This window comes from Rhizobium sp. NLR8a (assembly GCF_019685235.1).
In the GTDB taxonomy this organism is placed as follows: domain Bacteria; phylum Pseudomonadota; class Alphaproteobacteria; order Rhizobiales; family Rhizobiaceae; genus Rhizobium.
This window is the reverse complement of the sequence record NZ_JABDWI010000002.1, coordinates 467125-487075: the sequence shown is the minus strand read 5'-3', so window position 1 is coordinate 487075 and position 19951 is coordinate 467125. Positions and strand designations below refer to the sequence as shown.

15 protein-coding genes and 2 pseudogenes are annotated in these 19951 nt (G+C 62.2%); 6 read left to right on the top strand and 11 right to left on the bottom strand.

Annotated features, from left to right (window positions below; all coding sequences use genetic code 11):
• Window positions 1-15 precede the first annotated feature (15 nt).
• The 3 genes from HJC04_RS05560 to HJC04_RS05550 form a co-directional block, all read right to left on the bottom strand.
• Window positions 16-789, bottom strand: coding sequence for a hypothetical protein (locus HJC04_RS05560; protein ID WP_221145180.1), 774 nt, complete (start codon window positions 787-789; stop codon window positions 16-18).
• A 135-nt stretch (window positions 790-924) separates the two neighbouring features.
• Entirely contained in the window at window positions 925-4224 is a 3300-nt protein-coding gene (locus HJC04_RS05555) for a GH36-type glycosyl hydrolase domain-containing protein (protein WP_221145178.1), read from the bottom strand.
• A 179-nt stretch (window positions 4225-4403) separates the two neighbouring features.
• Window positions 4404-4892 carry a cupin gene (locus HJC04_RS05550; RefSeq protein ID WP_210632409.1) on the bottom strand — a complete coding sequence of 163 codons (489 nt, stop codon included), beginning with the start codon at window positions 4890-4892 and terminating at the stop codon, window positions 4404-4406.
• A 243-nt stretch (window positions 4893-5135) separates the two neighbouring features.
• On the opposite strand from HJC04_RS05550, the pseudogene HJC04_RS05545 reads away from it, so the two are divergent.
• Window positions 5136-5547 (top strand): annotated as a pseudogene (locus tag HJC04_RS05545) (hypothetical protein).
• Between the two features lie 43 nt (window positions 5548-5590).
• Here the strand turns inward: HJC04_RS05545 and HJC04_RS05540 are convergent.
• A complete protein-coding gene (locus HJC04_RS05540) occupies window positions 5591-7132 on the bottom strand; it encodes a DHA2 family efflux MFS transporter permease subunit (RefSeq protein ID WP_221145176.1) in 1542 nt (513 codons plus the stop codon).
• A gap of 409 nt (window positions 7133-7541) precedes the next feature.
• Here HJC04_RS05540 and HJC04_RS05535 point away from each other — a divergent pair, with 409 nt between their 5' ends.
• A complete protein-coding gene (locus tag HJC04_RS05535) occupies window positions 7542-9563 on the top strand; it encodes a beta-N-acetylhexosaminidase (protein ID WP_221145174.1) in 2022 nt (673 codons plus the stop codon).
• A gap of 17 nt (window positions 9564-9580) precedes the next feature.
• On the opposite strand, the gene HJC04_RS05530 is transcribed toward HJC04_RS05535, so the two are convergent.
• Entirely contained in the window at window positions 9581-10321 is a 741-nt protein-coding gene (locus tag HJC04_RS05530; RefSeq protein WP_221102534.1) for a helix-turn-helix domain-containing protein, read from the bottom strand.
• 275 nt (window positions 10322-10596) lie between these two features.
• On the opposite strand from HJC04_RS05530, the gene HJC04_RS05525 reads away from it, so the two are divergent.
• Complete coding sequence (locus tag HJC04_RS05525) at window positions 10597-11511, top strand: DMT family transporter (protein WP_221145172.1); 915 nt, start codon at window positions 10597-10599, stop codon at window positions 11509-11511.
• 5 nt (window positions 11512-11516) lie between these two features.
• On the opposite strand, the gene HJC04_RS05520 is transcribed toward HJC04_RS05525, so the two are convergent.
• From HJC04_RS05520 to HJC04_RS05500, 5 genes are all read right to left on the bottom strand, one after another.
• The gene (locus HJC04_RS05520; RefSeq protein ID WP_210632403.1) at window positions 11517-12719 is read right to left on the bottom strand and encodes an ROK family transcriptional regulator; all 1203 of its coding nucleotides are present in this window, start codon (window positions 12717-12719) and stop codon (window positions 11517-11519) included.
• A gap of 75 nt (window positions 12720-12794) precedes the next feature.
• Window positions 12795-14018, bottom strand: a complete 1224-nt coding sequence (locus tag HJC04_RS05515; protein WP_221145170.1) for an MFS transporter — start codon at window positions 14016-14018, stop codon at window positions 12795-12797.
• 9 nt (window positions 14019-14027) lie between these two features.
• Entirely contained in the window at window positions 14028-14804 is a 777-nt protein-coding gene (locus tag HJC04_RS05510) for an SDR family oxidoreductase (RefSeq protein WP_221145169.1), read from the bottom strand.
• A gap of 25 nt (window positions 14805-14829) precedes the next feature.
• Complete coding sequence (locus HJC04_RS05505) at window positions 14830-15693, bottom strand: MurR/RpiR family transcriptional regulator (RefSeq protein ID WP_221145168.1); 864 nt, start codon at window positions 15691-15693, stop codon at window positions 14830-14832.
• Between the two features lie 22 nt (window positions 15694-15715).
• Complete coding sequence (locus HJC04_RS05500; protein ID WP_071091593.1) at window positions 15716-16105, bottom strand: RidA family protein; 390 nt, start codon at window positions 16103-16105, stop codon at window positions 15716-15718.
• 110 nt (window positions 16106-16215) lie between these two features.
• Between HJC04_RS05500 and HJC04_RS05495 the strand changes: the two genes are divergently transcribed.
• From HJC04_RS05495 to HJC04_RS05485, 3 genes are read left to right on the top strand one after another with little or no spacing between them, the layout of a single operon-like run.
• Window positions 16216-16698, top strand: coding sequence for a hypothetical protein (locus HJC04_RS05495; RefSeq protein WP_210632399.1), 483 nt, complete (start codon window positions 16216-16218; stop codon window positions 16696-16698).
• Window positions 16699-16728: 30 nt separating this feature from the next.
• On the top strand, window positions 16729-18204 hold the full coding sequence (locus tag HJC04_RS05490) for a M81 family metallopeptidase (RefSeq protein ID WP_221145167.1): 1476 nt from the start codon (window positions 16729-16731) through the stop codon (window positions 18202-18204).
• Window positions 18205-19305: a D-TA family PLP-dependent enzyme gene (locus tag HJC04_RS05485; protein WP_221145166.1), complete on the top strand. Its 1101-nt coding sequence runs from the start codon at window positions 18205-18207 to the stop codon at window positions 19303-19305.
• A 56-nt stretch (window positions 19306-19361) separates the two neighbouring features.
• Here HJC04_RS05485 and HJC04_RS05480 read toward each other — a convergent pair.
• Window positions 19362-19938, bottom strand: a pseudogene (locus HJC04_RS05480) (TOBE domain-containing protein); the annotation flags it as partial.
• Window positions 19939-19951: the final 13 nt, after the last annotated feature.

The following is a 19951-nucleotide window of genomic DNA, read 5'->3' as shown; positions in this document are numbered from 1 at the left end:
AAATGAAGAAAAGCGTTACATGCCGCCTTCATCAGATAGCCAAATGCGCAATTGGCCGACCGGCTTGAAACCCAGTTTTGTCATTTCGTCCAGTGCTGCACCACGCTCGTATCCGACAAGCGGCAGATCGGGTGAAAAGGCGACAGTGGCCAAGGAGACGGCATCCCGGAAGACCTGCGGCGTGCCAGCCAAGCTAAAGATGTTGGAGATCCCGACAGCCTCGGGTGATCGATTTACGATGCAGCCCGCGTCAAAGCCGTCGTCGGCCCATCGGCCATAGATGTGTATGTCCGGATCGGAAAGCAGACCCAGTGTGAAGACGTCGGCATCTGTGGGGCTACCCGACTCTTTCCACGAATGTTCCCAGCGTTGCAGGGCCGCCGCATCGCGAATGCGTACCCACTCCTGGGGCGCACGCGCTGAAATTTTGTGAGGTTCGGCCCAAATCCACGATGCGGAAAACAACAACTGGAACCCTTTGTCGACGAGATTGAACCGGGAAAACCCGTCTTTGAAACCGGGGCGCCGTCCCAGCCGATCTGTCAGCCAACCGATTTCAACCAGCTGTTCCTCCGTTGCATCCGGGTCAAGTGTTGTCATGTTGGAATAGTATGGCGGTGCAATCGCGTCGCTTGACCAAAATGCGTTGGTTCGTTGATCAGGCAGTCCATGGGCACGGAAAACCGCCTGATACAGATCTGCATTGTTAGCGGCACAAATACGCGCCTTTTCGGCATCGGACCGTGCCCTGTGTTTCAGGATTTTGCTTTGTGAGGAGTTGCCTGTCATAAGAAACCCTGTCGCTCGGATCTGCTGATAGCGGCCCCGGGGGCGGGCTGCGCAAGCTAAGGCGCGGAAACCCTCGTCCTGCCGAGGAACACGGGCCGCATAGGATGCTCTCCAGCCGTTCTCTCTTGCCGTTGTTTAGGGTTCTCTCAACGCCATTTTCATCTTCGGCTTCCTCAACCGCCAGGCGCTATGATCCGTTTGCAGAGCGACGGCGGCGTGCGCCGCCGGCAGAAGCGGTTTGCGGCGGCGCCGGCCGAAGCGTCGTTTGAAACCCAGGATATTTTCGACGAAGCTCCTGGTGTAGAGGCCGGGTCCGCTTGAATAGATGCGCCACCCGCCGTCGACGGCGATCTTGCCCGCCTTGACGCGCGCCCAGTCATCCGCCGCCTGATAGCGGTCGTGGAAAGCCGCGTCGCTGCTGCTGAAATAGGTATTGCGCTGGCGCAGTGAAGCGTGCGGCAAGACCGTCGTGACGGCGATCGGATTGACGATGGCGACCGCCTTCCACAGCTCCTCTGCCGAAGCCTCCAGCGCGAGCGTTTCGCAATAGCGCAGATGCGCGTGCACATACATCAGTCCGATCTCGCGGCCGAAGAAGGACGAGGATTCGGCCCGGCGAAACAGCGTTTCGGGCCCGCCGGCGTAGCTCGCCGGCTTTTCCATCAGCCGCACGCCATCGGGGAAGAGCAGATGCTCCTCGATCAGCCGCATATGATGCCGCCTCTGCGCCGGCGTGAACAGCTTGCCGAGCATGGCCTGCGTCATCGAGATCAGCGAAAAGGAAAGGCCTGTGCGTTTGTCGCTCGGATGCAGCAGCAATTCGACGCCGTCATGGGCGGGATCGAAGATGCCGTAGCCGGCAACGACGCCGTCGCGCACGAGATGACGGTTGAAATCCCGGCGCATCGCGGTTGCAATCTGCCGCAGAGCCTTTGCCTTGCCGCTCTGGCCGCGCCGGCGCAGGATGGCGGAATAACGGACGAACTGCTCATAGAGCAGAGCAACGGTCCAACTGCTGACCATCCAGTCGCGCAGATGCGGATCGGCCGGCTGCAGGGAATCGTTCCAGTCTCCCTCGCCATAGCGGATCAGATGCGTTCCCGGGATGAACTGTGTGCGGACGGTATCGAGCAGCTTCTCGACGTGAGAGGCGATGGCGTCGGCCTCGGGCGCGTTCTGCATGGTCTTTTCATCGCGCCAGGAAACCTTCTCGTCGAGAATGGCGAGATCGCCGGTCGCTTCGATATAGTCGCAGAGCGCTTTCAACGGCCAGACGATGACGTCGCCGTGACTGTCGCCCGCCCGGATGTTGGCATAGGGCTCCAGCATGAACCATTGCGGCCAGTCGCCTCCTTCCAGATATTGTTCGCTGAAGACGGTCTTCACCACCTCCCTGGCTTCGCGGTCGTGCTCGTAAGCGAGCAGGAATTCGATCGGCCCCTGGCAGGCATCGCGCGTCCCCCAGGCCGCACCCGTATATTGTTCCAGGCCGTGTGGTACGCTGAGATGCACGATGGCGTCATGCGCAAGCCAGGGCAGAAGGGTCGTCTGGGCAGCGAGATCGGGCGAAGGATTGTCGATCCTCATGCCGCGCACGACGTTGCGCCAGAATGCCGATGCCGGCGCAAGCATGGCCTCATCGGTGACGCCGGCCTCATAACGGCGCGCCAGCCGTTCGGCTTCTTCGGCATCGGTCATCGAACCGACGACGGCAAAGGAGAGCGCCAGCGTCGGCCGGGACTTGAGCGCGATGAAGGCGCCGTTGCGTGCAGCGCCATCGGCATAGAGCAGCTCGTCGCCGCCGATCTCCTCGATGGCGTCGGGCGTCGAACTCACCAGCCAGTAAACGGCATCGGGATAACGCTCGCCCCAGAGCCAGGCCGGGTCCGGCCGGAAAGAGATGCGTTTGCGGCCGGGATCGAATTCGATCTGCCCGCCGGCGTCATATTCGCGCTCCCCGAGCACGACATGGCCAAACACCAGGAAGCGGCACGGCTTGCCCTCCACCGACACGCTCCACTGCATCGCCGCATCCTCGCCGGAAGCGATCGCCGTGACGATGATCCTGCGATCCCGGCACTGATAGATCCAGCGGCAATCGCTCAGTCCCATCTCGAAGGCCGATGGCACCGCCAGAAGCCGCCAGCCTGCGTCGAGATCGGCCATGATGCGCAATCCGCTGGCGTGCATCAGGTTGTAGGGATCACGGGAGACGGAAAAAAGCTTGTGGAAAGATGTATTGCCGATCGTCAGCTGCGCGGCGAAAATCCCTTGCATCCAGCAGGTGGCGGCAAGGGTTGAATCGTCGAGCAGCATGTTTTGACCGCTTCGCACGATGGCGCCATGGCGCCGCGCGACGATGAATTCCTTGTCGCGCAGGACGACGTGACGGTTGAGAACGCCGTCCGGCACGAAAAATGAAAGAAGCCTTCCGTGCGCGCGCTCCTCCAAGGTCCGCTCCGGATAGAGCCTTCGGATCGCCTTCAGGTCCAGCGCCTCGGCCTCCAGCAGGGGCGCATCCTGGAGCAGGCTGCGAACGGCCGCGGCCGCCTCCGGATCGGCGGCTGCACTCTCCGGCGCCGCGAACCCGTCGAGCCGCGAGAGGTCGGCATCGCTCGAGGCCTCGGGGTGATCGGCGGCGAACAGAGCAAAGAAACTCGCAGTCGCACCGCTTGCCGGTACGGAGAAGGATTTCGACTGAATGGCCGGACAGGCCGTCTCCTGCTGCCGCCGTTCGCTCGGAAGGTTGGTGCCGAAGGAACCAACCAGAAGGTCGCCCTGCCGATGCTTCGCCTGCACCAGCTGGATCGCATCCGTGGCATAGGCGGCCGCGCCATCGAAGCACCCCTGGATGAGCCAGGGATTGCGGGCGCCCGACTGCTTGAGATTTTGCCGGTTCATGACGACGGGGCCATATGTCTCGTGATCGGCGATATGGTGATCGACATATTGCGAAGCATAGGCTTCGCTGTTCATCAGAAAACCGCGATCGCCGAGACCGACGTCCTGGACGAGCACCAGATCCACCGGCAGCGCTCCCTTCTTCGGATGCTTGAACGTGACGCGCCAGAACCAGGCCGTCTCGGAGGGATGCAGCTCGAGGCGGACGGTGTAGCTGATATCGCCGGCCTTGCCGCTCCAGGAAAAGCCAGTCGCATCGTGCCCGAAGCGGCCATCGGCGCGAGGGCCGACGATCTCGACGACATCAGGCTTGGCGCCTCCGATGCGCAGATAAAGGCGGCCGATGCCGCCGTAGAGCGGCGAGCCCTGGATCTGATTGATCTGCACCGCCCCTTTGTCGTCGGCATATTCGATGGCAAACAACGTGCCGTTCGGCAAAGCCGATATCGACAGGCCGGAACCGTTGCTGATCGCAACGAGACCCAGCTCTTCGCGTCGTGGCATTTGCAAACTGCGCTTGAGGTTCGGGGCCATAAAGATCTCGTCGATTGATGTCAGAGGGGAATCAAAGGATGGCGCAAAAAGATTGAGAGAAATCTTACCGATGATGGGAAGGTCGACAAGGTGCCGCAGCTGATGAACGCACATGAGGACGCTGCAAAAACCGGCTCAAAGCGGAACAGAAAGCGAAAGATATCAGGGTGCGCAAATGGCTATCGCCACTTCTCGATGAGAAATCCCGATGGTCCCTGAACGGGATCGGTATCGGGCAGGGGCACTGACGAGATTTTCGCCAGCATTTCACTTGAAGCAGCCGAAGTCTGAATGTCGGCATGCTGCCCCTTGGGATAAGCCCCGATGACCTCGAACTCCGACGTGCAGCCGAGGTTTTGGTGCCCGGTTCCGGCTGGAAGCACCAGACAGTCTCCCGCCGTGACTTCGAGCGCTCGACCGCCGGGACCGCCGATCAGCAGCGTGGCGCTGCCACGTGCAATGCCCAGCACTTCATGAGCACCGGAATGGTAGTGCTGATAATCGAAGACACCGTTCGTCCAGATGCCGGTCCAACCGTTTGCCGCGAAGCGATCTTTGAAATCGCGAGGTCCACCGTCGGCAAAGACATCCCGGTAAAGCAATACAGGAAGGCGTGGGTTGTTCGGAACCCAGTCGCTCTCATCGAAAATAATCGTCTCGGTGTTCATGCTGAATTCCCACGGTAGGCGATGATGGCCTCAACAGGATAATCTGCGAGCCATCGGTGCTGGTGAGCGAGTTCGGTGCGTCTGCCATTGAACTCATCTCCGCCAATGGCTTCAAAAGGCTAAACTTTGGCGGCCGCCGGCGGTTCCCTCACACGCTGGAGCCTCGCTATGCCAAAAAGACACTTTTTGGCTGGCGAATTGGCTTAACGCTCAGTAAGACCGCTCTTTTTGAAAGAGGGCAACATGCGGAAATTATTATCGATTCTATTCAGCACAGTCATCGTGGCGGGAACAGCGCACGCTCAAGCGAGAGTTCAGGCCACCCACAGCAATCGCCTGATCGAAAGCTATCGCGCGTATATCGGCGACGCTGATCTTTACAATTCAAATGGGGCTAGACTTACCCAGCCGTGGCAGATCATCCGACAAGACAGGGCGAATTTCCATCAGTACCATGTGCGCGATCATGACGATCAATCGGACTCATTCTTTGCCGATCCGGCAAATCGCCAAGCTCTGGAGCAGATGCTTCGGAACGGGAACGATGACGCGAGGGGCCGCCAATATGATCCTGCGTGGCAATGTATGGATTGACGTTGATATCTACGGTGACCAAGGAACCGGTCGATGGATCGACGTTTCTGTGTCCGATTGATATTTGCCGCAGAAGATAGTCGAGTCGGATCGTTGCCCGGGTCTCATGCCGGCGCCGGCCGCCTGGCGAAAGGGACCGAGAGCAGGGCGCAGCCGGTCAGGACGGCGACGACCATCCAGGCTTCGTTGATCGCCTGAACGCTGGCCGCGGTCTGGACCAGCGGATCGAGCGTCGCCATGGTATCCGCATCGAAGCTGCCGCTATGTCCCGATATGATCTCGGCAGGCGCGCCGACAAACGTGGCCGCCTCGATGTCGCCGGCCTCAAGATGTGCCCAGAGGTCTTGTCCCAGCGGCTCCGAGCGTGTGTAGATGATGGTGTCGATCAGCGCGATGCCGATGGCGCCGCCGAGATTGCGCATCAAATTGAAAAGCCCGCTCGCATCGGGAACGCGATCAGCCGGAAGCGTGCCGAGCGCCAGCCGGGTCGGCGGCAGCAGGCAGAACATGATGGCGACGCCGCGCACCACCTGGGGCCAGAACATCGCGTCGTAATCCGAGCGCGGATCCTGAAACGCGCTCATGCCGACGCCGATCGCAAACAGCGCGAAACCTGCGGCCGACAGCAGCCGCGCATCCATGCGTTTCTCCAGCGCGACAGCGACCGGCGCAGTGACCAGCTGTGCGATGCCCGTGACCAGCATGGTCACGCCGATCTCAAGGGCGTCGTGTCCCCTGATGAAAGCGAGAAAGACCGGCATGAGATAGACCGAGCCGAAAAGGCCGATGCCGAGGATGAAGCTCAGAACCGAGCCGACGAGAAAATTCCGATCGCCGAAATTGCCAAGATCGACGATCGGCCGGCGTCGGCGCAGCGTTCGCGTTATGAACGCGCCGCCCGAGAGAAGGCAGACGGCCAGCAGGCTGAGGACGTAGGCCGAGGTCCAGCCGCTGGTCGGCGCCTCTTTGAGGCTGAGTTCCAGCGCCGTCAGCGCTGCCGCCATCAAGAGGAGCGACAGCCCGTCGAGATGCCTGAGTTCGGACCGATCGGCCTCCTGCCTGGGAAGAAAGCGGGCCGCAAGGATTGCCGAGGCAAGCCCCGGAAGGATGTTGATCAGGAACAGCCAGTGCCAGGAATAGGTTTCGGTCAGCCATCCGCCGACGATCGGGCCGACGGTGGGCGCAAGCACCGCAAGCACGCCGGCAATCGTCGTCGCAAGCGCTTGCCGCTCGTTCGGAAACAGAATGAACACGGCTGAAAACACCGAAGGGATCAGCGTTCCGCCGGAAAAGCCCTGAAGCACCCGCCAGGCGACCAGCGCGCCGAAGCTGCCGCTCGCCGCACAACCGGCCGACGCCGTCACGAACAGGCTGATGGCGACGACGAACAGCCAACGCATCGTCAAAAGCCGCGTCAGCAGACCGGTCAGCGGGATGGCGACCACTTCGGCGATCAGATAGGCCGTCTGTATCCAGCTCATCTGATCCGGATCGATGCCCAACGCCGACTGGATGGTCGGCAGCGATGTCGCCACCACCTGAACGTCGAGGATTGCCATGAACATGCCGACGCACATGGCCAGGAAGCCGAACCAGACTATGGCGGGCCTTCCATCAGGACGAGCAGCTTCAAGTCGTTCCGACATGCGAGTATCCCGCCAGCGCGGCATCGTCCGATCGGTGAGAAATCTAGGGCTTTCATGTTTGCGATCGAAACGACCGGCATGGCAACCGCCACGCTGCGGCGAAGAATTGATCCAGCGCGCGCAGACCGAGGAGATCGCCACCAGCCGGGCGTTGGTCGCTCACGGTACCTTAATATTAACGCAAATGGGCAAGCCGATATTATTTCCCACATTGCGACACCCCGGCGATGTCATCGGGGGGATTTGCTTAAGTGCCGGGCGGCAGAAATTCCGGGTGGCCGATTGACGGTCCGGCGGGAAACTGGCTATCACTATTAAATCAATTTGATTGACTTCAATCGCCGCTCCGATCCCGGTGGCCGTGCCGGAACGTCCAAAAGCCCCGTTTTCCTCAAAGGAAGAGTGACCAATGTCGACACCGCGACCGAACGCCCTGCGGCTTGAAACCATTTGGAATCCGCCTGCCGAGGGCAAGGAATTCTCCTATGTCCTGCGCCTCAAGAACCTAGGCAGCGAGCCGCTTTCGAGTTTTTCCCTCTGCGTCAGCGGTCCGGGCCGCGTCGACCCCGCCGGACGCGTGGAAGGCGCAACGGTGTCGCAACGGCTTTCTAATTTCACCGAATTCCAGCCGCCGGCCAACTTCGTTCTCGGCGCAGGCGAAACCTGGACGATCTCCGTCTATGCGCTCAGCTGGCAGTTCCGCCACTGGACGGACGGCGCGACGAGTGCCTATCTCGCATTGTCCGATGGCAGCACCATCGTGCTCGGCGTCGGGCCGACACGCTCTTCCGTCAGCAATGCGCCGCTGAAGCGCGGTGCCGAGATCTATCCCGTTCCCGTCAACGCGCCCGTTCCGGTGTCGATCATCCCCTGGCCGAACCGCGTCGCCGTCGCATCGCGCCGCCCGCTGCCGGCGGGTTTTGCGCCGCAGGCGCAGAGCCCTGAAGGGGAGGCGGCGGCAAAAAGCTTCGCGGCGCTGGCGGAGCATCTCTTCGCGGTCGAAGGCATCGTGCGAACCGAGGCCGAAGGCGCGGTTCGTGTCGGCCTGAAGGAGGCTGCCGGCTTCGGGCCGGAGGCCTATCGGCTGAGCTTCGAAGAAGAGGCGATCACGATCGAGGCAAGCAGCCGCACCGGCTTCCTCTACGGCCTCGTCACGCTCGGCCAGATCTGGCGCGGCGCCAGGCTGCACCCCCAAGTTTTCCAGTTTCCCGCATCCGGCGAGATCGTCGACGAGCCGTCGATGGGCTGGCGCGGTCTGCATCTCGATGTCGCACGCCAGTTCTATGGCGCGGCCGAGGTCAAGAAGCTGTTGGCGGTGCTGGCCTGGAACAAGCTCAACCGCTTCCACTGGCACCTATCCGACGACGAGGCCTGGCGCGTGGAGATCGATGCCTACCCGGCCCTGACAGAGATCGGCGCATGGCGCGGCCACGGTCTCGCCGTGCCGCCGCTTCTGGGTTCAAGCCCGGCGCGGACGGGCGGCTACTACACCAAGCCTGTCATCCGCGAGATCGTCGCCCTCGCAAAGAACTTCGGCATCGAAATCGTGCCGGAGATCGATATGCCCGGACATTGTTACGCCATGCAACAGGCGATACCGGAGCTGCGCGACCCGGCCGAAAAAGCCAGCTATTACTCGGTTCAGGGTTTTCCCGACAACTGCATCAATCCGGCGCGCGAACAGACCTACCAGATCGTCGAGACCATTCTCTCCGAACTCATCGAGCTCTTTCCGTTCAAGACGATCCATCTCGGCGCCGACGAGGTTCCCCTCGGCGCATGGTCCGGCTCGCCGGAAGCGCTGGCGCGCCTCAGCGCCATCGCCGGCGACGAGGTTGCCGATGCGCATGCCAAACGGTTGAACGTCGTCACCAACACCCATGGCGCCGACGACATTCACGGCTCGGGCGCCGCCATCCTGCAGGCGGAATTCCTTGAGCGTGTCCAGCGCTTCCTCGCGAGCAAGGGCTGCATCACCGGCGGCTGGGAGGAAGCCGCGCACGGCGACGTCATCGACAAGTCGAAGAGCTATCTCTGCAGCTGGCGCAATGTTGAGGTTTCGGCCGAACTCGCCGAACGCGGCTATCAGATGGTCGTCTGCCCGGGCCAGGTCTATTATCTCGACATGGCGCTGAGGACGGACTGGGATGAGCCCGGCGCCAGCTGGGCAGGAAATTCCGACGCGGAAAAGCTCTACAATTTCGATCCCGTCGGCGGCTGGACAGCGAGCCAGAAACAGCAACTGCTCGGCATCCAGGCCTGCATCTGGTCCGAGCCGATGACGGATCGCGCCGTCTTCGACCGTCTCGTCTTCCCGCGCCTTTCGGCACTTGCCGAAACCGGCTGGACGAAACCCTCGTCCAAGTCATGGGAACGTTTCAAGGCGCTCGCGGGGCTGATGCCGCTGCTCTATGGATTGCAGGAGTCGTAGCGCTCGGAGAAGCCGCGTCACTGCCGCTGCCGGTAGGCAGAGGGTGTGACGCCTGTGGCCGACTTGAAAGCCCGCGTCATGTGGCTCTGGCTGCTGAAGCCGCAGGCCGAAGCGATCTGTGCGATCGGGTCCGGGCCGCGCAGCATCGATTTGGCGCGCTCGACACGCCGGTGAGCCACCCAGCCATGCGGGGACACACCATAGCTTGCCCGGAACATCCGCTGGAAATGAAAGGCGCTGAGCTGGCCGATCGTCGCCAGATCCTGCAAGCGGATGGTCTCGCCGAGATGGGCCTCGATATAGTCCAGGCTGCGGCGGCGCACATGGGGCGCGAGCCCGCCGCTGATCGCGCAAGGGCGCATCCCTCCATAACGCGGATCAACCAAAAAATCACTGATCGTCTGCGTCATCGCTTCTTCAGCCAGCAGATGATCCCCCGCCAACATCGCTTCCGTCAACTGCCGAAGCGTATGCGCCAAGACGGGTGCATCGGCGAAGGTCGCTTCGGCAACAGCCATAAACCGCGCATCGCGGTCAAACGTCTCGGCAAACATCCGGCGCATCTGATCGTCGGGAACATAGAGATGGACGAAGTCGAAGGGATCGGTGATTTCCCATTCGGACGAGTGCCCCTGTGGCATGACACACAAGGCCCCGGGCCGTCCTCGCGCGGCGGGGCTGCCGTCCAGACGGCGCGTTCCGGCGCCTCCGTTGAGATAAAGGCTGAACGTATGTCCGTCCGGCCGCTCATAGCTCATCCTGTCGCTGCCATTGCTCCAGAGGGCCGCAGATCGCCCGAGCCCCAGATCGATCGACTGCGACATCCGCGCCGAGGGCGATGCGGACAAAAACCTGAAAACAGAGAGGCGGCTGTCTTTCACCAATTCTTCCCACACCCGTGACGTCTTGCGAACAATAGCGGTGGACGGCCGACGTGGCGAGCGGGAACTCCGGGGCTAAGAATTTCACAGCAAGAATCTGCAAGAGACCGGCTCACGGTTCGCCTATTCATGGAGAAAACGAGGATCACTCCATGGCAAATGCCGCTCTCTTCATCGCGACCGTCCTCATATGGGGCACGACCTGGATCGCCATTGCGATCCAGGTCGGTCCCGTGCCGGTCCTGGTCTCGGTCTTTTACAGATTTGCGCTCGCAGCCGTGATCCTCGTTGCCATCCTGGCTTTCATGCGGCAGCTGAAGTTGCCGGCCTTGCGTGACCAACCTTTCATCCTGGCGCAAGCGCTCTGCCTGTTCAGCCTCAATTTCATCTGTTTCTACAACGCCGCCGGCTTCATCCCGTCCGGGCTGATCTCCGTCATCTTCTCGCTCGCAACGATCTACAATGCCGTCAATGCGCGCCTGTTCTTCGGCGACCGCATTACAGGCCGCACGCTGCTCGCGGCAGCGCTCGGCGCCACCGGCCTGCTGCTGCTGTTCGCAGAGGAGGTTGTCGTCGATTTCAATGTGGGCACGTTGAAAGGGATCGGGCTCGCGGCGCTCGGCACGCTGTTCTTCTCGCTCGGCAATATGGCCTCGCGTCGAAACAGCGCGGCGGGAATTTCACCGCTGACCGCCAATGGCTGGGGCATGACCTATGGCGCGGTCGTTCTCCTGTTGCTGATTGCCCTAACGCAAACGCCGATCGTGACGCCGCCTGACATCACCTATCTCGCCGCCTTGCTCTATCTCGCGGCAATCGGATCGGTGATCGGTTTCACCGCCTATCTCATGCTGGTCTCCCGCATCGGCTCCTCACGCGCCGCCTATGCCACCGTCCTGTTCCCGATCGTCGCCCTGTCATTGTCGACGATCTTCGAGGGCTACCACTGGACCAGCCTCGGCCTGATCGGCCTGGCGCTGACGCTTCTCGGCAACGTGGTCATCTTTGCACGACCTCTGGCCCGTCGCGCGCTCCAAGCAGATGCGAGGCTGCCGGCAGACGGGTAAGGGCGTCAGCCGACCGGCTTTTGCAGGACGTCGAAGCGCGGATTGGTTTCGGAAAAGATCGGCAGGGCGGCTGCGCCGAGGATCGCCGTATCCTTGCCGGTCATGCCGATCATGATGCGGAGCAGCGTCCGCTTCCGGCCGGGATCGAGCGGATCATGCAGCGGCTCCAGCCGTTCGGCCAGCCGGCGCATCAGTGACGTCGGGATGCTGCCGCCAAGCACGATGGTCTGCGGATCGAAGGCGAGCTCCAGAAAATCGACGGTCTGGCGCAGCGGCTCGACGGCCTGATCGAGCCACGCATCCAGGCCTTCACGTCCCTCGGCGATCAGCGCATCGAGATCGTCGGGGGAAAGCTCCCCGGCATTGGCGATGCCCATGAATTCGTAGGCGACCGAGGGCGAGAGATAGCGATCCAGGCAGCCGCGCTTGCCGCAGCTGCAGAGCCTGCCATGCGGCTCGACGATGATATGACCGATCTCGCCGGCATTGTTGCGGCTGCCCTTGTAGAGGTGGCCGTCGAGAAACATTCCGGCGCCGATGCCGCCGCCGCCGGCCAGAAACAGATAGACGAAACTGCCGAGGCCGCGGGCGACACCGTGAAGACGCTCGCCGATTGCGGCCGCCGTCGCGTCGTTCTCGACGAGGACCGGCACTCCGACCCGTTGTTCCAGTGCATGCCCGACCGGGAAATCCTGCCAGCCCGGCAGGCTGTGCGGGCTGAGAGACGTGGTGCCGCCATCGGCGTAGCGGCCGGGCAGGGCGATGCCGACGCCGAGCAGCCTGTTTCGATCGAAGACGAAAGCCTCTTGAAGATCCTCGACGATTGTTTGCAGCGCCGGCATGGCCTGTTGCGGATCGGCCTGTTCGACCTGGTGCTCGATGCGGGCGCAGACGGCGCCCGAGAGGTCCGTCAGCACACCGCTGGCGCGTCGACGGCCAAGCTCCAGGCCGATCGAATAGGCACCATGCGGATTGATGCTGTAGGGAATGATCGGCTGGCCTCGCGCCAGCTTCTGAGCCTCGGCCGCAACGAGAAGCTGCGAGCTCTCCAGCTCCTCGACGATATTGGAGACGGTCTGCGGCGTCAGCGCCGTCATCCGGGCAATCGCCGCCCGCGACAGCGGACCGTGGGTGCGCACAGCCTCGATCACCACGCGCCGGTTGTGAGACTTGGCCTGCTCGAGATTCGTGCCGGAGATCGCCTTCATGTCGCCTTCGAAGCAAGTGAAGCATCACCCTTGTCACAAGACGGATGGCGATGAAAGCGGGATTCTTCGCCTGATTTATCGAAGCTCGGCGTCGACAGGCGCAACGGCATTTCGTCGCTGCAGCAGGCCGAGGATCGTAATCCCCGACAATCCGGTGACGGCGCTCAGCATGGCGGTCCCGGAGTATCCGGTCACATAGGTGCCGGCGGCAAAGACCAGCGCCCCGATGCCCGCACTCGCAAAGACGTTGACGGAGATTAGTGCACTGCCGAGCCCCGGCCGGTCGGCGATGAGATCCTGCAGATAGGTGATCGGGATGCTGATGATCGCCGCCGCGCCGATACCGGCGAGCAAGGTGAGCGCGTAGAGATGCCACGGCGCGGAGGCAAAGCCGAGAAGGCCGAGGAAGACGGCATAGACGATCGTGCCGGCGGCAAGCGCGGTCATCTGACCGGCCTGCCGCGCTATCCGCGACCAGACGATGATGAAGACGATCTCGAGCAAGGCGACGATCCCGACCAGAATGCCGACATCGCTGAGTGCACCATGCGCCGCGCCGGTAGCGATCAACGGCAGCAGCGCATCGTTGAGATGCAGCGTGCTGGTGATCAGCGCCACCCCGATGATGTGCGCCGAAATCCCCGGCGAAATCACCTGCCGCAGGGCGCCGAGATGGGAAAGATGGTCGATGGTGTCGATCTCCGTTGCCGCGCGCTTCGGCAGGGCGAAGAGGATGATGCCCTGGCATAAGAGACAGGAGAGGGCGGCAAAGAGATAGGCCGGCAGCATGCTCGATGCGCCCGAAAGCAGAAGGCCAGTCATGCCGGGGATCAGCACCCAGGATAGCGAGATCATGGCGCGCACGCCCGAGTTCGCCGTCACCATGTCCTCCCGGTTCATGCCCTGCATCGCCGCCCGCGCATTGGCGAAAAGCAGTGAATTCAGCGCGCCGTAGATCGGAAGTGGCAGCAGCGCGCTGCCGACGAAGACGGCCGCGCTCGGAAAGGCATAGACCACGCCGTAGCCGACGATGCCGAAAATGCAGGCGCCGATCATCGCCGAACGGTACTCGCCCAGCCGGTCGGCGAGATTGCCGAGCAGAACGCTGACGACCACGTTCACCGCCGCCGAAGCAAAGGCCAGGATGGAATAGAGACCGTCGCTCAGCCCCAACTCGCGGATGCCGACGATCGAGCGATAGGGCGCGGTCATCGCCCCCGCCATTCCGAAAGTGAATATGGCGATCATGCTGGCGCGGATTGCCGGATTGCGGAAGACGTCGGGAAAGAGGCGGCGCATCTATCTCGGTCAGTAATGTTCTGATTGCGAGAAGGTTCGCGCCAGCTCGGCCTGGCCGGCCGTCAGGCCGCAATCGATGGGCAGGCAGACGCCCGTAATGGCCGCGGCCAATGGGCTGGCAAGGAAGGCCACGGCATTGGCGACGTCCTTGGGATCGACGACGCGCTGCAGAGGGTACCAGCGGCGCGCCTCCTCGAACACGTTCGGGTTGGCGGCGGCGCGCGCTTCCCAGGCCTGCGTCTTCACCGTGCCGGGCGCCACCGCATTGGAGCGGATGCCGAACTTGCCATATTCGACGGCGACCAGCCGGGTGAAATGCAAGAGGCCTGCCTTGGCGGCGCTATAGGCCGGATGGCCGAAGACATGCAGGCCGTTGACCGAGGCGATGTTGACGACCGAACCCTTGGAGGTCTTCAGCATCGGTTCGAAGGCGCGGAAACATAAGAATGCCGCTTCGAGATTGAGCGCATTGTCGGCCCGCCAGATCTCGGGCGTCGTCTCGTGCAGGCTGGTGGCGCGGGCGGCCCCGGCATTGTTGACGAGGGTTCGGACGACGCCGCTGCCGGCAGCGCGTTCTGCCAATTCGGCAATGCTCGCCGCGCTGGTCACATCGCAGCAGACGGCGACGAAACGCTCCGCCGGCCCGAGTTTCGAAGCCGCGGCGGCGGCAGCAGCCGCATCGATATCGGCAAGCAGAACGACATCATGGTCCTCGGCGAGACGCGCGGCAATCGCCGCGCCGATGTCGCCTGCAGCGCCCGTCACGATGGCGATCGATTGAGTCATTGATTGTCGCTCCCGTTCATATGCTTCAGTCTCCAAGCAATTGCCGGTCGTCGCCGTCCCGGTGAAGGACGAGCTGCTGTTTGATGCGCCGCAGGGTCACCGTCGCTTTCGGCTGAACGGCGTAGGCAACCAGGCTCGCCAGAATATCGACCATGGCGATGTAGGCGATGCGCGTCGAAGTCGGGCGATAGATATTGTTGCCCTCGGGAAGATCGATCGGCACGACGATTTCGGCGGCCTTGGCAACCGGGCTCTCCGTCTGGGTCAAAGCGATCGTCTTCACCTTGGTGTCGCGGGCAAGCTCGAAGGCCCGCACCAGCTCCATATTGCGCCCGGAGAAGGACGAGCCGATCAGCACGTCGCCCGGTTTGGCCGCGGCCGCCATCATCAGCTGCATGCTGTGGTCGGAACTGGCGGTGATGCGAAGCCCGAGACGGAAGAGGCGGTTCTGCAGCTCGTCGGCGATCATCGACGAATTGCCGCCCGAGCCGAAGGCATAGATCATATCGGCCTTGGCGATGAACGAAACGGCCGCTTCGATTGCCGCGAGATCGAGCGAGCGGTGCAGGAGGAAGAGCGCGTTCTGCGCCTTGGTGATGATATCCTGGGCGACATCGGCCGGATCGGTGCTTTTCGATTCCGGCTTCAGATAGCGCACGCCGATATGGGCGGTGCGGGCGAGCTGCACCTTGAAATCGGAAAAGCTCTCGCAGCCGAGCCGCCGGCAGAAGCGGGTGACAGTCGGCGGCGAGACCTCCGCGCGTTCGGCGAGCTCGATGATCGAGGCATTCACCGCAAACTCGAAATCGTTGACGATGATCTCCGCGATGCGGTTTTCCGAAGGAGAAAGCCGGCTCTTATCTTCCTGCAATGTCGAAAAGATATCCAAACCGCCTCCCTCCGATTGTTCGCTACGCGCCCTTCTTCTTATAGGCCACGCAATCGATCTCAACCTTGCAATCGACCATCATCGACGATTGCACACAGGCGCGCGCCGGCGGATGCTCGCCGAAATATTCCTGGTAGATCTTGTTGAAGGTCCAGAAGTCGCGGGGATCATCGAGCCAGACGCCGACGCGCACGACATCCTCGACGCCGTAACCGGCTTCCTCGAGGATATCCAGAACATTGGCGATCGTCTTGTGGGTCTGGGCGATGATGTTGCCGTCGATGATCTCGCCATCTTCCATCGCAACCTGCCCGGAAACATAGAGCCATCCGTCAGCTTCGACGGCGCGCGCGAAAGGCAGCGCCTTGCCGCCGGCGCCGGTTTGAACAGTGCCATAGCGCTTGATTGGCATTCAAAGTCCTTGCAAATTATTTTCTTGATAAGTTGACAAGTGACCATAGAAAGCAGAATTTGACCAGTGAAAAACGCGTTTTATGAAAAGAATTTCAATCCGGGGCAACCATGCGCGATCCATTCCAGAATCCTTTCCCATCCGATAGCGCCCGCCACGCGATCTGGGAGATGCTCGTTCCCCGCGATATCGATGCCTTTCTGGCCGCTGATTGGTCGATGGTGGAGCATGACTTCGTGGAAGATGGCTTCATCGGCATCGATGGCCGCAAGGAGACAAACCCCGACAAATGGCGGCTCGCTTTCCCGACGCTCAAAGCCTATCGCGACGAGTGGCTGAGGCAGGCGGAGGATTTCGCCAAACAGAGCTTCGCTGAAGATGCGCGCACAGCGATCTTCACCACGACGACGCTCGAAGATATCGAGATCGAAGGCGACACGGCGCTGGTTCGCAAGAAATTCGACGGCGGCATTACCAAGGCGGACGGCACCCGCGATGTCCTGCAATGGCAGACACTCTATTATTGCAGGCTGCACGAGGGACGCTGGAAGATCTCAGGTTTCACCGGCTACCTGCCGAACCCGATGGGTTGAAGCGGAGCCGATAAGAAGAAGGCCACTTTCTTGCGCATTTTCACGGCAGCACTGGCGACCGAGACCAACACCTTCTCCCCGATCTGCGTGGATCGCCGCGCCTTCGAAGCCTCACTCTATGCCCCGCCCGGCCAGCATCCCGAAACGCCGACGCTCTGCACCGCGCCGATCACCGTCGGCAGGCGCGTCGCCAAAGAGAAGGGATGGGAGCTGATCGAGGGAACCGCCACCTGGGCCGACCCCGCCGGCCTCGTCAACCGGGCCACCTATGAGGAACTGCGCGACGAAATCCTTGGCCAACTCCGGGCGGCAATGCCTGTCGATGCCGTCGTCATGGGCCTGCATGGCGCCATGGTGGCGGCGGGATATGAGGATTCCGAAGGCGATCTTCTCCAGCGCATGCGCGAGATCGTCGGACCTGACGTGCTCATCTCAGCCGAACTCGACCCACACAGCCATCTCACGGCAAAACGCATCGCCGCACTCGATTTCGCCGTCTATTTCAAGGAATTTCCGCATACCGACTTCGTCGACCGCGCCGAGGACCTCTGGCGCATCACCGTCGACACATTGGAAGGCCGGGTGAAGCCGGTCATGTCGGTGTTCGACTGCCGGATGATCGATGTCTTCCCGACCTCGCGCGAACCCATGCGCTCCTTCGTCGACAAGATCATGCAGATCGAAAAGGACGACCCCGAGATCCTGTCGATTTCGGTGGTCCACGGCTTCATGGTCGGCGACGTTCCCGAAATGGGAACGAAGCTGCTTGTCGTGACCGACAACAGACCGGAAAAGGGCGCGGCGCTGGCGCGCGAACTCGGCCTCGAACTGTTTTCCAAGCGCGGCACCTTCATGGTGCCGCAAATCGACGAGAGGCAAGCCGTCGCGCGCGCAATCGCCGCAACCGCATGGCCCGTCGTCATCGCCGATGTCTGGGACAATCCGGGTGGCGGCACGGCAGGGGATGCGACTGTTATTCTCGCAGAACTGATGGCCCGCGGCGTCACGAGTGCGGCGGTCGGCACCATCTGGGATCCGATGGCCGTCCAGATTTGCTTTGCGGCAGGCGAGGGCGCGGAAATTCCGCTGCGCTTCGGCGCCAAGTCGGCGCCCGGCACCGGCAACCCGATCGACGGCACCGTCAAGATCGTCAAGCTGGTCAGGAATGCCGAGATGCGGTTCGGCGAGAGCCTGGTGCCCTTCGGCGATGCCGCCCATATCGTGCTTAACGGCATCGACATCATCCTGAATTCGACGCGCGCCCAGAGCTTCGATCCGAGCCTGTTTTCGGTGATGGGCATCGATCCGACGAAGCAGAAGATCCTGGTGATCAAATCCACCAACCACTTCTTCGCGTCCTTCTCGAGGATCGCCGCGGAAATCCTTTACTGCTCCGCCGGAACGCCTTATCCCAATAATCCTGCGACGACGCCGTACCGGCGAGCGCCGAAGACCATCTGGCCGATGGTGGCCGATCCACACGGGCTACAACGCGGAGCCGCCTAGATGCATGACAACAGCTTCGCCGTCGTCGCCAAGGCAGGGGAGAGGATCGCCGATCTCTCGACGCCGCGCCCTATTGTCGACGAAGACCGGCTGGCTGCAAACATCGCCCGCGTTCAATCCTATATGGACGAGCACGGCCTGAACTTCCGCCCGCATATCAAGACGCACAAGATTCCGGCGCTCGCCGTCGCGCAGGTTGCCGCCGGCGCCAAGGGCATCAATTGCCAGAAGGTGACGGAAGCCGAGGTCTTTGCCGAAGCCGGCTTCGGCGACATCCTCATCACCTTCAACATCCTCGGCCAGCAGAAGCTCGAGCGCCTGGCCAGGCTGAACGAGCGCATTCCAGCCCTGAAAGTCGTCGCCGACAGCGAAGTGACGGTCGACGGGCTCGCCGCACATTTTTCCGGACATAAGCCGCTGACGGTGCTTGTAGAGTGCGACACCGGCGCCGGCCGCTGCGGCGTGCAGACGCCGGAGGAAGCAGCCTCGCTCGCCAAGCGCATAGCCGCAGCCGACGGCCTCACCTTCGGCGGCATCGTCACCTATCCGAAGCCGCAATCGGCCGCCGCCGTGGAAGCCTTCATCGCCGAAACAGTGAGCCGCCTGCAATCCGAAGGCATAACCTGCCCGATCGTCAGCAATGGCGGAACGCCAAGCCTGTTCGAGGCGCATCTCGTCGCATCGGCCACCGAACACCGCGCCGGCACCTATATCTACAACGACCGCCAGATGGTGCGCATGGGCCATTGCACCGAGGACGATTGCGCCATGCATGTGCTGGCAACGGTCGTGTCACGCCCCAACGCCGACCGCGCCGTCATCGATGCCGGCTCAAAGGCGCTGACATCGGATCTTCAGGGCTTCAGCGATTACGGCCTGATCGTCGGTTATCCCCAGGCACGCATCACCAGCCTCTCGGAAGAACACGGCGTGATCGATCTGTCGAACTGCACCGGCCCCCGGCCGCAGATCGGCGAAAAGCTCTTCATCATCCCGAACCACACCTGCGTGGTGTCCAACCTGTTCGATACGATGGTGTTTCATCGGGCTGGCGTGGTGACCCGCGTCGAAGAGGTCGCGGCTCGCGGTCTTGTCTGGTAGGGGCGTTTCCGGTTGAGGGCGAATTGAGGAAGGCCATGACGAAAAATTCCTGCGGTTACACGCCGCTCGAAGGCGATGCCGGCCTCGTCGAAAGATGGCAATCAGCGGCATTGATGCCGGTCGAAACAGGTGCGTCGGGGCGGATGCCGACGCTGCCAGGCAGCATGGCGCAGAAATTCTCTCCCTCGCCATTGAGCGAGGCGTAAGCGACCCTATTGGCGCCAAGGCGCTCGATGACCCTCGGGGTCACGGTGAACACGATATCGCCGCCGTTGAGCTGGATATGCTCCGGGCGGATGCCGAGCGTCAGGGTCTTGCCGGCCATGCCGTCGCGCAGCGTCACCGGCAGAACGGCCGTCTGCCCCTTGTAATCCACTTCGACGCCGGCGGCGCTGACGCCATGCAGGTCGCGGGGAGGAAATTCATCTTCGGGTTGCCGATGAAGCCGGCGAGGAACTGGTTCGCCGGCTTGTGATAGAGCTCGAGCGGCGCGCCGGTCTGCGAGATATTGCCGGCGTCGAGCACGACGATGCGGTCAGCCATTGTCATAGCTTCGACCTGGTCGTGCGTCAGGTAGATCATCATCACCTTCAAAGCCCTGTGCAGCTTGGCAAGCTCGATGCGCACATCGGCGCAGCAGCGGCCG

What these genes read in the sequence shown, in the direction of transcription:
- HJC04_RS05520 (WP_210632403.1), bottom strand. Translation starts at nt 12,719, where the DNA reads ATGAAGGCGATCTCCGGCACGAATCTCGAGCAGGCCAAGTCTCACAAC.
- HJC04_RS05495 (WP_210632399.1), top strand. Translation starts at nt 16,216, where the DNA reads ATGCGCGATCCATTCCAGAATCCTTTCCCATCCGATAGCGCCCGCCAC.
- HJC04_RS05500 (WP_071091593.1), bottom strand. Translation starts at nt 16,105, where the DNA reads ATGCCAATCAAGCGCTATGGCACTGTTCAAACCGGCGCCGGCGGCAAG.
- HJC04_RS05550 (WP_210632409.1), bottom strand. Translation starts at nt 4,892, where the DNA reads ATGAACACCGAGACGATTATTTTCGATGAGAGCGACTGGGTTCCGAAC.
- HJC04_RS05540 (WP_221145176.1), bottom strand. Translation starts at nt 7,132, where the DNA reads ATGTCGGAACGACTTGAAGCTGCTCGTCCTGATGGAAGGCCCGCCATA.
- HJC04_RS05560 (WP_221145180.1), bottom strand. Translation starts at nt 789, where the DNA reads ATGACAGGCAACTCCTCACAAAGCAAAATCCTGAAACACAGGGCACGG.
- HJC04_RS05515 (WP_221145170.1), bottom strand. Translation starts at nt 14,018, where the DNA reads ATGCGCCGCCTCTTTCCCGACGTCTTCCGCAATCCGGCAATCCGCGCC.
- HJC04_RS05485 (WP_221145166.1), top strand. Translation starts at nt 18,205, where the DNA reads ATGCATGACAACAGCTTCGCCGTCGTCGCCAAGGCAGGGGAGAGGATC.
- HJC04_RS05525 (WP_221145172.1), top strand. Translation starts at nt 10,597, where the DNA reads ATGGCAAATGCCGCTCTCTTCATCGCGACCGTCCTCATATGGGGCACG.
- HJC04_RS05530 (WP_221102534.1), bottom strand. Translation starts at nt 10,321, where the DNA reads ATGAGCTATGAGCGGCCGGACGGACATACGTTCAGCCTTTATCTCAAC.
- HJC04_RS05555 (WP_221145178.1), bottom strand. Translation starts at nt 4,224, where the DNA reads ATGGCCCCGAACCTCAAGCGCAGTTTGCAAATGCCACGACGCGAAGAG.
- HJC04_RS05535 (WP_221145174.1), top strand. Translation starts at nt 7,542, where the DNA reads ATGTCGACACCGCGACCGAACGCCCTGCGGCTTGAAACCATTTGGAAT.
- HJC04_RS05510 (WP_221145169.1), bottom strand. Translation starts at nt 14,804, where the DNA reads ATGACTCAATCGATCGCCATCGTGACGGGCGCTGCAGGCGACATCGGC.